This is a genomic window from Citrobacter sp. GW821-FHT02E08 (assembly GCF_059421685.1).
The window spans coordinates 87,005-100,148 of record NZ_JBWKVL010000011.1 but is presented as its reverse complement, the minus strand read 5'-3'; the positions used below and the strand labels follow the sequence as shown (position 1 = coordinate 100,148).

11 protein-coding genes are annotated in these 13,144 nt (G+C 55.9%); all 11 read right to left on the bottom strand.

The genetic code is table 11. The features are described 5' to 3' along the window. Positions 1 to 5: 5 nt before the first annotated feature. Entirely contained in the window at positions 6 to 1,535 is a 1,530-nt protein-coding gene (gene nuoM / locus AC07UY_RS15065) for an NADH-quinone oxidoreductase subunit M (protein ID WP_203360574.1), read from the bottom strand. A gap of 181 nt (positions 1,536 to 1,716) precedes the next feature. Continuing rightward, positions 1,717 to 3,558 carry an NADH-quinone oxidoreductase subunit L gene (gene nuoL, locus AC07UY_RS15060; protein WP_494660641.1) on the bottom strand — a complete coding sequence of 614 codons (1,842 nt, stop codon included), beginning with the start codon at positions 3,556 to 3,558 and terminating at the stop codon, positions 1,717 to 1,719. Then, positions 3,555 to 3,857, bottom strand: coding sequence for an NADH-quinone oxidoreductase subunit NuoK (gene nuoK / locus AC07UY_RS15055; RefSeq protein ID WP_000612644.1), 303 nt, complete (start codon positions 3,855 to 3,857; stop codon positions 3,555 to 3,557). The genes nuoL and nuoK overlap by 4 nt, the downstream gene beginning before the upstream one ends. Continuing rightward, complete coding sequence (gene nuoJ / locus AC07UY_RS15050; RefSeq protein ID WP_192612894.1) at positions 3,854 to 4,408, bottom strand: NADH-quinone oxidoreductase subunit J; 555 nt, start codon at positions 4,406 to 4,408, stop codon at positions 3,854 to 3,856. The genes nuoK and nuoJ overlap by 4 nt, the downstream gene beginning before the upstream one ends. A gap of 11 nt (positions 4,409 to 4,419) precedes the next feature. Further along, positions 4,420 to 4,962, bottom strand: coding sequence for an NADH-quinone oxidoreductase subunit NuoI (gene nuoI / locus AC07UY_RS15045; protein WP_003028062.1), 543 nt, complete (start codon positions 4,960 to 4,962; stop codon positions 4,420 to 4,422). 14 nt (positions 4,963 to 4,976) lie between these two features. Then, the gene (nuoH, locus tag AC07UY_RS15040; protein WP_162383079.1) at positions 4,977 to 5,954 is read right to left on the bottom strand and encodes an NADH-quinone oxidoreductase subunit NuoH; all 978 of its coding nucleotides are present in this window, start codon (positions 5,952 to 5,954) and stop codon (positions 4,977 to 4,979) included. Next, a complete protein-coding gene (nuoG, locus tag AC07UY_RS15035) occupies positions 5,951 to 8,677 on the bottom strand; it encodes an NADH-quinone oxidoreductase subunit NuoG (protein WP_301697954.1) in 2,727 nt (908 codons plus the stop codon). The genes nuoH and nuoG overlap by 4 nt, the downstream gene beginning before the upstream one ends. A gap of 81 nt (positions 8,678 to 8,758) precedes the next feature. Continuing rightward, complete coding sequence (gene nuoF, locus AC07UY_RS15030; protein WP_203360571.1) at positions 8,759 to 10,096, bottom strand: NADH-quinone oxidoreductase subunit NuoF; 1,338 nt, start codon at positions 10,094 to 10,096, stop codon at positions 8,759 to 8,761. Next, a complete protein-coding gene (nuoE, locus tag AC07UY_RS15025; RefSeq protein WP_494660642.1) occupies positions 10,093 to 10,593 on the bottom strand; it encodes an NADH-quinone oxidoreductase subunit NuoE in 501 nt (166 codons plus the stop codon). The genes nuoF and nuoE overlap by 4 nt, the downstream gene beginning before the upstream one ends. 2 nt (positions 10,594 to 10,595) lie before the next feature. Further along, positions 10,596 to 12,398: an NADH-quinone oxidoreductase subunit C/D gene (gene nuoC, locus AC07UY_RS15020; protein WP_203360570.1), complete on the bottom strand. Its 1,803-nt coding sequence runs from the start codon at positions 12,396 to 12,398 to the stop codon at positions 10,596 to 10,598. A gap of 81 nt (positions 12,399 to 12,479) precedes the next feature. Then, positions 12,480 to 13,142 carry an NADH-quinone oxidoreductase subunit NuoB gene (nuoB, locus tag AC07UY_RS15015; RefSeq protein ID WP_003028075.1) on the bottom strand — a complete coding sequence of 221 codons (663 nt, stop codon included), beginning with the start codon at positions 13,140 to 13,142 and terminating at the stop codon, positions 12,480 to 12,482. Positions 13,143 to 13,144: the final 2 nt, after the last annotated feature.

Below are 13,144 nucleotides of genomic sequence, written 5' to 3'. Positions count from 1 at the left end.
GCGATTTACGGCCTTGTAGTAGTAACGGAATTAACAAACCACTGCTGGATGTTGCCCATCGCTGAATGCGAGGTATCCAGAATCGGCTGCGGATAGATGCCGAGCAGTACCAGAAGCACGACCAGCAACAGGATGATAAACAGCTCACGCAGCGACATCCCTGGCAGTTCAACGCTGGCAATCTGGCTTTTCGCTTTACCGAAGTAAGCGCGATGCAGCATCGCCAGCGAGTAAACAGAGGCAAACACCAGACCAAAGGTTGAGATCACCGTAATGACCGGAACCACCTGGAAGCTGCCGAACAGAATCATGAATTCGCCGACGAAGTTACCGGTGCCCGGCATACCCAGCGTACAGACCGCGAAGAACATCGACAGGGCAGGCAACCATTTCATTTTGCCCCACAAACCGCCCATCATACGCATATCACGGGTGTGCAGACGTTCGTACAGCTGGCCACACAGAATAAAGAGACCCGCAGCGGACAGACCGTGCGCGATCATCTGGATAACCGCCCCCTGGTACGCCAGTTGGTTGCCGGTGTAGATAGCAATCAGCACGAAGCCCATGTGTGAAACAGAGGTGTAAGCAATCAGACGTTTGATATCGTATTGAGCGAACGCCATCCACGCGCCGTAGAAAATACCGATCACACCCAGCCACATGGCGATTGGCGCGAACTCCGCAGACGCGTTCGGGAACAGCGGCAGTGCGAAACGCAGCAGACCGTAGGCCGCGGTTTTCAGCAAAATCCCCGCCAGGTCAACGGAACCTGCAGTCGGTGCCTGGGAGTGCGCGTCCGGCAACCAGCCGTGCAGCGGAACCACCGGCATTTTGACCGCAAAGGCGATGAAGAAGCCCAGCATCAGCAGATATTCCACACCGTGGGACATCGGGGTATTCAGCAGCTCTTCATAGTTGAAGGTCCAGACGCCCGAGGCTTTGTAGTGCACAAACACCAGCGCCAGGATGGCAATCAACATCACCAGACCGCTCGCCTGGGTATAGATGAAGAACTTGGTGGCCGCCGTGATACGCGTTTTACCGTCAGAAGCTTTATGCCCCCACAGCGCGATCAGGAAGTACATCGGCACCAGCATCATTTCCCAGAAGAAGAAGAACAGGAACATGTCGATGGCAAGGAACACGCCGATAACGCCGCCAAGGATCCACATCAGGTTCAGGTGGAAGAAGCCCTGGTATTTTTCGATTTCATTCCAGGAACACAGTACCGCCAGAACACCCAGCAGACCGGTCAGCACCACCATCAGCAGCGACAGACCGTCAATGGCCAGATGGATTGAGATGCCAAAGCGCGGGATCCACGGCAGCACGAACTCAGACTGCCACTGCGGAATGCCAGCGGATTGCGTCAGTGAATAGCCGCCCTGCAACCACAGTTGCAGACCAAGCGCCAGCGTCAGTCCCATGGTTACCAGCGCGATCCAGCGCGGCACCTTCACGCCAAAGCGTTCGGTCTGCCAGCACAGGAAGCCACCGATAAAGGGAATTAATATTAGCCAGGGTAGTAACATGGCGATCTTTATTCCTTGTTAAAGTCCCAACAGGACCTGATTTTCAACGAATTCTCACAACAGAAAATTCACTTCGGATTGTGGTTTTAATGTCGGGTGGCGCTAGCGCTTACCCGACCTACGGTCTTGTAGGCCCGGTAAGCGTTAGCGCCACCGGGCAAAACAACCGCAATCCTCAAACTCAACGCAGTACCATCAACAGTGCCAGCACCACGACCGCACCAATGCTCATGGACGCCACATACCAGCGCAGATAACCGTTCTCGCTGAACAACAGGCCTTTACCTGCAAAGCGGGAAAGGATCGCCGGAATGTTCATCATTGAGTTCAGCGGGTCGCTTTTCAGCAACCAGGCGATACCCATGAACGGCTTCACGAACACTTTGTCGTACAACCAGTCGAAGCCCCAGGCGTTAAACCACCAGGTCCCCAGCAGACGGCCCGGAGCGCTGTTGGCAATCGAGGTCACCAGAGTGCGTTTACCCAGCCACAGCCAGGCCGCCATCAGAATGCCCACAATCGCCACGACGCCAGAGGTAATTTCCAGGGTCATCACGCGGCCGTGCTCAAGCTCGGTTGTTGCCGGCAGTACACCGTGCAGCGGCGGCACAATCAGCGCGCCAACGAAGGTGGACAGGATCATCAGCACAATCAGCGGCAAGTGATGGGTAATCCCCTTCCCTGCATGAGCGTGAATTTGTTCTTTACCGTGGAACACGATGAAAATCATACGGAAGGTATACAAGGAGGTCATGAACGCACCGACCAGACCTGCAACCATCAGATTGATATGACCGTTGGCCATCGCACCTGCCAGAATCTCATCCTTACTGAAGAAGCCTGCAGTGATCAGCGGCAGAGCCGACAACGCCGCGCCACCTACCAGGAAGCAGAGATAAACCAGCGGAATGGATTTACGCAGACCACCCATCTTGAAGATATTCTGTTCGTGATGGCAGGCCAGAATCACCGAACCGGACGCCAGGAACAGCAGCGCTTTAAAGAAGGCGTGCGTCATCAGGTGGAAAATCGCCGCATCCCACGCCTGAACGCCCAGCGCCAGGAACATGTAGCCAATCTGGCTCATGGTGGAGTAAGCGAGTACACGTTTGATGTCGGTCTGCACCAGCGCGGCGAAACCTGCCAGCACCAGCGTTATCGCACCGACGATACCCACCAGATGCAGAATATCCGGGGTCATCAGGAACAGACCGTGAGTACGGGCAATCAGGTAGACACCGGCGGTTACCATGGTCGCGGCGTGGATCAACGCAGAAACAGGCGTTGGGCCTGCCATCGCGTCTGCCAGCCATGTTTGCAACGGCAACTGCGCAGATTTACCGACCGCACCACCCAGCAGCATCAACGTCGCCCAGGTCAGCATGTTGTTGCCTGCGGCGAAGTGCGCTGGCGCCAGTTCCACCATTTCGCGGAAGTTCAGGGTGCCCAGTTCGTTGTAAAGAATGAACAGCGCGAAGGCGAGGAAGACGTCACCCACACGGGTCACGACAAACGCTTTCATCGCAGCCGCGCCATTCTTCGGATCGGTGTAGTAGAAACCGATCAGCAGATAGGAGCACAGGCCCACGCCTTCCCAGCCGAGGTACATCAACAGCAGGTTATCGGCCAGCACCAGGATAACCATGCTGGCGATAAACAGGTTGGTGTAGGCGAAGAAGCGAGAGTAACCCTCTTCACCGCGCATATACCAGGACGCAAACATGTGGATCAGGAAGCCTACACCGGTGACCACCGACAGCATGGTCAGGGAGAGACCATCCAGTACCAGGTTAACACCAATGTTGAAGTTGCCGACCGACATCCAGGTCCACAGCGGGACGCTATACGCTTGCTGACCGTTCGCGAAGAAGTCCATGCCGACTAACACTGTCACCAGCGCAGCCAGACCAATGGAGCCTACGCCCACGGTAGCGGAGAGGTTTTCCGACCAGCGACCGCGAGAGAACGCCAGTAGTACAAAGCCAATCAATGGCAGAATAATGGTTAAGGCAAGCATGTTCATCCACGCATCTCACTTACTGAATCGATGTTCAGGTTCTGGCGACGGCGATGCAGTTGCAGTAACAGCGCAAGTCCGATACTCGCTTCAGCAGCCGCAAGGCTGATGGCGAGAATGTACATCACCTGACCATCGGTCTGGCCCCAGTAGCTACCGGCGACCACAAAGGCCAGCGCGGAAGCGTTAATCATGATTTCCAGACCGATCAGCATAAACAGCAGATTGCGGCGGATAACCAGACCGGTTAAGCCCAGAACGAATAAAATCGCAGCGAGGATCAGTCCATGTTGTAAGGGGATCATGCGTGCTCCTCCGTTTTTCTTTTCGCACGGTCTTCAGTGCGGTTGCTCAGCACTTCGCCTGCACGCTCTTCGCGACCGACGTGGAAGGCCACAACCAGACCCGCCAGCAGCAGCATGGAAGCCAGTTCAACCGCCAGTACGTAAGGTCCGAACAGAGAGATACCGACCGCTTTCGCGCTAATCGGCGTACCGTCGATACCCTGGTCATTAACACCCAGAATGGCATACACAATGACCACCAGCATGACGGCCGACAGAATCGCCGGACCAATCCATACCTGAGGTTTCAGCCATTGACGTTCCTGTTCGATTTCGGAACCGCCCAGGTTGAGCATCATTACCACGAACACGAACAGCACCATGATGGCGCCTGCGTAGACGATAATTTCCAGCGCACCCGCGAAGTAAGCCCCCAGCGAGAAGAACACCCCGGAAATCGCCAGCAGCGAAATAATCAGATACAGCAACGCATGCACCGGATTGGTGTGGGTGATCACTCGCAAGGTCGCGAGAATGGCTACCAGCCCACAAATATAAAAAGCGAACTCCATTGCCCCTCTCCTTACGGTAACAGGCTCTTGACGTCGATAGGCTTGGCTTCGTTCTCTGCTTCGCCCTTATCTTTGCCGTCGATTGCCATACCTGCCATCCGGTAGAAGTTATATTCCGGGTATTTGCCCGGACCGGAGATCAGCAGATCCTCTTTCTCGTAAACCAGATCCTGGCGCTTGTACTCACCCAGTTCGAAATCTGGCGTGAGCTGAATTGCCGTTGTCGGACAGGCTTCTTCACACAGTCCGCAAAAAATGCAGCGTGAGAAGTTGATGCGGAAAAACTCCGGATACCAACGACCATCTTTGGTCTCTGCTTTTTGCAGAGAGATACAGCCTACCGGGCAAGCTACCGCACACAGGTTACAGGCAACACAGCGTTCTTCGCCGTCCGGGTCGCGCGTCAGTACGATACGGCCACGGAAACGGGGTGGTAGATAGACCGGTTCTTCCGGGTACATCTGCGTTTCGCGTTTGGCGAACGCATGCAGGCCGATCATCCAGATACTGCGTACCTGGGTGCCGAAGCCTACGAACAATTCTTTTAAGGTCATGGTCTTTTCGCCCCTTATTGCGCCTGCCAGAGAATGACAGCCGCCGTTACCAGCAAGTTGACAAGCGTCAGCGGCAGGCAGATCTTCCAGCCGAAGGACATCACCTGGTCATAACGAGGACGAGGTAATGACGCGCGAATCAAAATGAACATCATCATGAAGAATGCGGTTTTCAGCGCAAACCAGACGAATGGCGGTAAGAACGGGCCATGCCAGCCACCGAAGAACAGGGTAACCATCAGCGCAGAAATGGTGACGATACCGATGTACTCCCCCACGAAGAACAGACCGAACTTCATACCGGAATATTCAATGTGGTAACCATCAGCCAGTTCCTGCTCGGCTTCCGGTTGGTCAAATGGGTGACGGTGACACACCGCCACGCCCGCGATGGCAAAGGTGATAAAACCAAAGAACTGCGGGATAACGTTCCAGATATCAGCCTGGTTATTGACGATGTCGGTCATGTTAAATGAACCGGCTTGCGCCACTACGCCCATCAGGGAAAGTCCCAGGAACACTTCATAACTCAGGGTCTGCGCAGAGGCACGCATCGCACCCAGCAGCGAGTATTTGTTGTTGCTCGACCAGCCGGCAAACAGCACCGCGTAGACCGCCAGCCCCGCCATCATCAGGAAGAACAGAATCCCGATGTTCAGATCCGCAACCACCCAGCCTGGGCTGACCGGCACAATGGCAAAGGCCAGCAGCAGCGAGGTAAAGGCGATCATTGGCGCCAGCGTAAAGATGACGCGATCCGAGAATTTCGGGATCCAGTCTTCTTTAAAGAACATTTTGATCATGTCCGCGACCAGCTGGAGCGAACCGCCCCAGCCAACACGGTTTGGTCCATAACGGTTCTGGAACAGACCCAGCAGGCGACGTTCGCCAAAGCTCATGAATGCCCCGCAGGTGACCACCACCAGCAGGATCACCACCGCTTTGAGAATGCTCAGCAGGATCTCAATCAGATCCGGTGTAATCCAACTCATTGTTGTGCCTCCTGCAGATCCTCAAGACGCGCGCCCGCCAGCACTGGCGCAATGCCCGGCATACCCATCGGCAAACCGACCTGCCCTGCCGTCAGTCCTTCAGCGATTTCAACCGGCAGCGTGACCGTGTTGCCATCATAACTAAAGGAGACGTGCGTACCGGCATTCACTCCCAACTTCGCGGCATCGGCCGGGTTGAGTTTGATGTACGGTTGCGGCATACGGCTCTGGAAGACCGGAGAACGCTGTGACATCTCGTCGCTACCAAACAGATGGTAGTACGGTGCGATACGCCATTTACCCTCTTCTGCCTGGAAACCTGCCGGAACGGTCGTGAAATACTCCAGACCACCCTCAGAGGCCTCGATCAGGCGAACGCCCGGATCGCCATGACGCAGTTTCCCGCCCACTTCAGCCTGGAATTTGTTCCATGCCTGCGGGGAGTTCCAGCCTGGTGCCCAGGCAAATGGAATCTGCGAACGCGGTGCATCCGGCTGGTTGTTCCCTTCCATTGAGAAGGCAAACATGGTGTCTTTATCCTGCGGCTGACGCGGTTCGTGAACGCTAATGTCGGCGCGCATCGCGGTACGACCGCTGTAACGGTGCGGCTCACGCGCCAGTTTCTGACCCTTCACGCGGAAAGTCGCGTCCGGCGCGGCATCTTTGATACCCGCCAGCTGCGGCAGTGCAGCAATCGCAGCATCGATGACGTGGTCAAGCTGCGTCCAGTCGACTTCACGGTTACGTACAGTACTGTGCAGCGAGTGCAGCCAGCGCCAGCTTTCCAGCATGACGGTGTTGGCTTCGTAGTACGCCGGGTCATACACCTGGAAGAAACGCTGTGCACGGCCTTCGTTGTTGATAACGGTACCGTCGCTTTCAGCAAAGCTTGCTGCGGAGAGTACCAGGTGGGCACTGTCCATAATCGCCGTACGCTGATGGTCAACCACCATCACCAGCGGCGCTTTTGCCAGCGCAGCGTTGACGCGAATGGCCGAAGCATGGCGATGCAGGTCGTTTTCCAGTACCACGACGGCGTCAGCACGACCGGTTTCCAGTTCGGTTAACGCGTCGTCAAGCGAACCACCGCCAATCATGCCGAGGCCCATGCTGTTCACGGAACGGGCAATCATGGTGATACCGACGTCAGCGCCACGGCCTTTCAGTGCTTTTGCCACGTTGGCAGCCGCCTGAATCACTTCCGCGCTACCGGCGTTGGTGCCGGAGATAATCAATGGTTTTTTCGCGCCGGCCAATGCCTGAACGATCACATCAATTTTGTTTTGCAGATCGCGATCGATTCCGTCCACTGCCGGCGCGCTATTATCAAGCGCATGAGCAATAGCAAAACCTAAGCGAGCCTGATCTTCGACCGGCGCACGGTAAGTCCACGCCGCAATATCATCCAGACGGGTGTTATCGACGTTAGTGACGAACAGCGGATGCTTCGCACGTTGACCGATGTTAAGGATGGCCGCAATCTGCCAGTCAGCTACTTTCTGTGCTGCTGCCATTTCACGTGCTTTACCCTTCACGGCCTGACGCACGGCCAGCGCAACGCGCGCCCCGGTCTGCGTGATGTCTTCACCCAGCACCAGCACGGCATCGTAAGATTCGATATCACGCAACGCAGGGGTATGAATGCCGCCTTCTTGCAGCACTTTCAGCGCCAGTTCCAGACGTTCCTGTTCGCCGTGAGCGATACCGGTATAGAAGTTTTCCGCCCCCACCAGTTCACGCAGCGCGAAGTTGCTCTCTACGCTGGCGCGTGGAGAACCGATACCAATCACTTTCTTCGACTGACGCAGAATGTCCGCCGCACCCTGCATCGCCTGTTCGGCGTTCAGCGTGATCAGATCATCGCCACGACGCTGAACCGGCTGACGCGGACGGTCTTTCAGGTTGACGTAACCATAGCCAAAACGACCACGGTCGCAGAGGAAGTAGTGGTTAACGGTCCCGTTATAGCGGTTTTCGATACGACGCAATTCGCCGTAACGCTCTCCCGGGCTGGTGTTACAGCCGATGGAACATTGCTGGCAGATGCTTGGCGCAAACTGCATGTCCCATTTACGGTTATAACGCTCGGAGTGCGTTTTATCGGTAAAGACGCCGGTCGGGCAGATTTCGACCAGGTTGCCGGAGAATTCGCTTTCAAGCGTACCGTCTTCCGGGCGACCGAAGTAGACGTTGTCGTGTGCGCCATAAACGCCCAGATCGCCGCCATCAGCGTAATCTTTGTAGTAACGCACGCAGCGGTAGCAAGCGATGCAGCGGTTCATTTCGTGAGAGATGAACGGCCCCAAATCCTGATTACGGTGAGTACGTTTGGTGAAACGATAGCGACGGAAGTTATGGCCGGTCATCACGGTCATATCCTGAAGATGGCAGTTACCGCCTTCTTCACAAACCGGGCAGTCGTGCGGGTGGTTTGTCATCAACCACTCGACCACGCTTTCACGGAACTGTTTCGCTTCTTCGTCGTCAATAGAGATAAAGGTGCCTTCGGTGGCCGGTGTCATACAAGACATCACCAGGCGACCACGCGTGTCTTCCGCGTTTTGATATTGCTTCACCGCACACTGGCGGCAAGCACCGACGCTTCCCAGCGCCGGGTGCCAGCAAAAGTACGGAATATCAAGGCCGAGGGACAGACATGCCTGTAACAGGTTGTCTGAGCCATTGACCTCATATTCTTTGCCGTCTACATGAATCGTAGCCATAGTCAGCATGCTTCCAGTTGGCTCAGTCTGTGACTGAGCGTTAATCGAAATTCATATCGCGATCCAGGGTTACCCCTGAAATTACCAGCGCTCTTTCAGCAGGTTCGGCTGAATACCACCAATCGCATGGGTATTGCTGAACGACTGCTTGATGCCGGCTTCGAATTCTTCGCGGAAATATTTAATGGCGCTCTGCAAAGGTTCAACCGCACCTGGCGCGTGCGCACAGAAGGTTTTCCCCGGACCGAGGAAACGACACAGTTGCTCAAGTGTCTCGATATCCCCCGGCTGGCCTTCGCCACGCTCCAGCGCACGCAGAATTTTTACGCTCCACGGCAGGCCATCGCGGCACGGCGTACACCAGCCACACGATTCACGGGCAAAGAACTCTTCCAGGTTACGCACCAGGCCAACCATGCCAATTTCATGGTCAACGGCCATCGCCAGCGCGGTTCCCAGACGGCTTCCCGCTTTCCCGATGCTTTCGAATTCCATCGGCAAGTCGAGATGTGCTTCGGTCAGGAAGTCAGTACCTGCGCCGCCCGGCTGCCAGGCTTTGAACTTCAGGCCATCGCGCATACCGCCAGCATAATCTTCGAGGATCTCACGCGCGGTGGTGCCAAACGGTAACTCCCACAGTCCCGGATTCTTCACGCGACCGGAGAAGCCCATCAGCTTGGTGCCCGCATCTTTGCTCTTCGAAATGTTCTGATACCACTCCACGCCGTGATCGAGGATCGCCGGGACGTTACACAACGTTTCGACGTTGTTGACGCAGGTTGGTTTGCCCCATGCACCGGAGCTTGCCGGGAACGGCGGCTTGGAGCGTGGGTTAGCGCGACGACCTTCGAGGGAGTTGATAAGCGCGGTTTCTTCACCGCAGATATAACGCCCTGCCCCGGTATGGACAAACAGCTCGAAGTCAAAGCCGGTGCCCATAATATTTTTGCCGAGCAGACCCGCTTCGGTCGCTTCGGCAATGGCGCGGCGCAGATTCACTGCCGCTTCAATGTATTCACCGCGCAGGAAGATGTAACCCCGGTACGCTTTCAGCGCAAACGCGGAGATCAGCATGCCTTCCACCAGCAGGTGCGGCAGCTGTTCCATCAGCAGACGGTCTTTATAGGTACCCGGCTCCATTTCATCGGCGTTACACAGCAGGTAACGGATGTTCATGGATTCGTCTTTTGGCATCAGGCTCCACTTCAGACCCGTGGAAAAGCCTGCGCCGCCGCGCCCTTTCAGGCCAGCGTCTTTCACCTGGTTGACGATCTCGTCCGGAGAGAGACCGGTCAGCGCTTTACGCGCACCTTCGTAGCCGTTCTTGCTGCGGTATTCATCCAGCCATACCGGCTGGTTGTCATCGCGCAGACGCCAGGTCAGCGGATGCGTTTCGGGAGTACGGATAATGTTTTTCATTTATACCGCTCCAGTAATTCAGGAATGCCTTCCGGGGTCAGGTGAGCATGAGTATCGTCATCGATCATCATGTTCGGCCCTTTGTCGCAGTTCCCCAGACAGCAGGTCGGCAGCAGCGTAAAGCGACCGTCAAAAGTCGTCTGCCCCGGCTTGATGTCGAGCTTTTTCTCGAGCGCGGCCTGGATCCCCTGGTAGCCGTTGATATGGCACACCACGCTGTCGCAATAGCGGATCACATGGCGACCGACCGGCTGGCGGAAGATCTGGCTGTAGAACGTCGCAACGCCTTCGACGTCGCTGGCCGGAATACCCAGCACGTCAGCGATCGCATAGATCGCGCCATCCGGCACCCAGCCACGCTGTTTCTGAACGATTTTCAGCGCTTCAATGGACGCCGCACGCGGGTCTTCGTAGTGGTGCTTCTCGTGCTCAATGGCTTCACGCTCTGCCGCACTCAGCTCAAAAGCCTCGGTTTGTGGTTGTTGATTCTCGTGCATAATTAGCGGTCCACATCTGACATAACAAAATCGATACTACCCAGATGGACGATCAGGTCGGACACCAGGCTGCCGCGAACCGCCACCGGGATCTGCTGCAGGTGCGCAAAACTCGGGGTACGGATACGCGTACGGTAGCTCATGGTGCTGCCATCGCTGGTCAGGTAGTAACTGTTGATACCCTTGGTCGCTTCCACCATCTGGAAGGACTCGTTCGCCGGCATCACCGGGCCCCACGACACTTGCAGGAAGTGAGTGATCAGGGTTTCGATATGTTGTAGCGTGCGCTCTTTCGGCGGCGGCGTGGTCAGCGGGTGATCCGCTTTGAACGGGCCTTCCGGCATGTTATTGAGGCACTGCTCAAGGATGCGCAGACTCTGACGCAACTCTTCTACTTTCAACATGACGCGGGTATAGCAGTCGGAAACACCACCGCCAACCGGTACTTCAAAGTCGAAGTTTTCGTAGCCAGAGTACGGACGTGATTTACGCACGTCGAAGTCAACCCCGGTCGCGCGCAGCGCAGCACCGGTACAACCCCAGTCCAGCGCTTCTTTCTTGCCGTAAGCGGCAACGCCCTGCGAACGACCTTTCAGGATGGTGTTACGCAGCGCGGCTTTCTCATAAGAATCGAGGCGCTTCGGCATCCAGTCGAGGAAGTCACGCAACAGTTTGTCCCAGCCACGCGGCAGGTCGTGAGCAACACCGCCGATACGGAACCAGGCCGGGTGCATACGGAAACCGGTGATCGCTTCTACCACGTCATAGATTTTCTGACGGTCGGTAAAGGCGAAGAACACGGGAGTCATCGCGCCGACGTCCTGAATAAACGTCGAGATATACAGCAGGTGGCTGTTGATGCGGAACAGTTCGGAAAGCATCACGCGGATCACGTTGACGCGATCCGGCACGGTAATCCCCGCCAGTTTTTCAACGGCCAGCACGTAAGGCATTTCGTTGACGCAACCGCCGAGGTACTCGATTCGGTCAGTGTACGGAATGTAGCTGTGCCAGGACTGACGTTCGCCCATCTTTTCAGCGCCACGGTGGTGGTAGCCGATGTCGGGTACGCAGTCGACGATCTCTTCGCCGTCAAGCTGAAGCACAATACGGAATGCACCGTGGGAAGACGGGTGGTTCGGACCGAGGTTGAGGAACATGAAGTCCTCGTTGTTGGTACCGCGACTCATTCCCCAATCTTCTGGCTTAAAGGTCAGCGATTCCATTTCCAGATCCTGCTTGGCTTTGGTCAGCTCAAACGGATCGAATTCGGTCGCACGCGCCGGGTAGTCTTTACGCAGCGGATGGCCCTGCCAGGTATGCGGCATCAGCAGTCGCGTCAGGTGCGGGTGACCTTCGATATCGATACCAAACATTTCCCAGGTCTCACGCTCATACCAGTTGGCGTTGGGGAACAGTTTGGTGAAGGTCGGCACACGCAGGTCGTTTTCAGACAACGCCACCTTGAGCATGATGTCGCGATTGCGTTCAATGGAGATCAGGTGATAGAAAACGGAAAAATCCGCGGCGGGTAACCCGTCACGGTGTGTGCGCAGACGCTCGTCCATGCCATGTAAGTCAAACAGCATGACGTAAGGTTTTGGCAGTCTCTTTAAGAAATCGCCAACTTCCAGCAATTGTTCGCGTTTAACCCAAACAACGGGTACTCCGGTGCGGGTCGCCTGAACGGTAAAGGCATCCGGCCCAAAACGGTTGCGCAGTTCGCCAATAACCGGGTCATCCAGATGATCCCGGGTTTGCCATGCGGCGTCTTGCGCGGTTAAGTCGGTCATATTGTTCACCATTGCAAATGGTCCGTGGTGGTCGGCAGTGCTTCGCGCTATTTATGTAGTGATGAGCGAAGTTCGGCTGCCGACAGGCGCAAATTAAATCTCGTCTGGTGTACGAAGATTCGTTACTGCAATGCGTTCGCCGCGTTTACGTTCGCGCTCTGACTGCATATTGGCGCGATAAACGCCCTGATCGCCAACCACCCAGGAGAGCGGACGACGTTCTTTGCCAATGGAATCCTGCAGCAGCATCAGCGCCTGCATATACGCTTCCGGGCGCGGCGGGCATCCCGGGATGTACACATCCACCGGGATAAACTTATCAACGCCCTGAACCACCGAGTAAATATCGTACATACCACCAGAGTTGGCACATGCGCCCATGGAGATAACCCACTTCGGCTCCAGCATCTGGTCATAAAGACGCTGAATGACTGGCGCCATTTTGGTGAAGCAGGTTCCCGCAACCACCATCAGGTCAGCCTGACGCGGCGAAGCACGCAGTACTTCCGCACCAAAGCGCGCCACGTCATGCACGGCGGTGAACGAGGTCACCATCTCTACGTAGCAGCAGGAAAGGCCGAAGTTGTACGGCCAAATTGAGTTCTTACGGCCCCAGTTAACCATGTCATGCAGTTTGCCCATGAACACGTTTTTGTTAACTTCTTGCTCCAGGGGGTCGGTTACGATCTCCTGTTTTTGCAGGGGGTAACGGTCATTCTCACCGTTAGGATCTATGCGGGTGAGCGTATAATCCATCT

What these genes read in the sequence shown, in the direction of transcription:
- nuoM (WP_203360574.1), bottom strand. Translation starts at nt 1,535, where the DNA reads ATGTTACTACCCTGGCTAATATTAATTCCCTTTATCGGTGGCTTCCTG.
- nuoL (WP_494660641.1), bottom strand. Translation starts at nt 3,558, where the DNA reads ATGAACATGCTTGCCTTAACCATTATTCTGCCATTGATTGGCTTTGTA.
- nuoK (WP_000612644.1), bottom strand. Translation starts at nt 3,857, where the DNA reads ATGATCCCCTTACAACATGGACTGATCCTCGCTGCGATTTTATTCGTT.
- nuoJ (WP_192612894.1), bottom strand. Translation starts at nt 4,408, where the DNA reads ATGGAGTTCGCTTTTTATATTTGTGGGCTGGTAGCCATTCTCGCGACC.
- nuoI (WP_003028062.1), bottom strand. Translation starts at nt 4,962, where the DNA reads ATGACCTTAAAAGAATTGTTCGTAGGCTTCGGCACCCAGGTACGCAGT.
- nuoH (WP_162383079.1), bottom strand. Translation starts at nt 5,954, where the DNA reads ATGAGTTGGATTACACCGGATCTGATTGAGATCCTGCTGAGCATTCTC.
- nuoG (WP_301697954.1), bottom strand. Translation starts at nt 8,677, where the DNA reads ATGGCTACGATTCATGTAGACGGCAAAGAATATGAGGTCAATGGCTCA.
- nuoF (WP_203360571.1), bottom strand. Translation starts at nt 10,096, where the DNA reads ATGAAAAACATTATCCGTACTCCCGAAACGCATCCGCTGACCTGGCGT.
- nuoE (WP_494660642.1), bottom strand. Translation starts at nt 10,593, where the DNA reads ATGCACGAGAATCAACAACCACAAACCGAGGCTTTTGAGCTGAGTGCG.
- nuoC (WP_203360570.1), bottom strand. Translation starts at nt 12,398, where the DNA reads ATGGTGAACAATATGACCGACTTAACCGCGCAAGACGCCGCATGGCAA.
- nuoB (WP_003028075.1), bottom strand. Translation starts at nt 13,142, where the DNA reads ATGGATTATACGCTCACCCGCATAGATCCTAACGGTGAGAATGACCGT.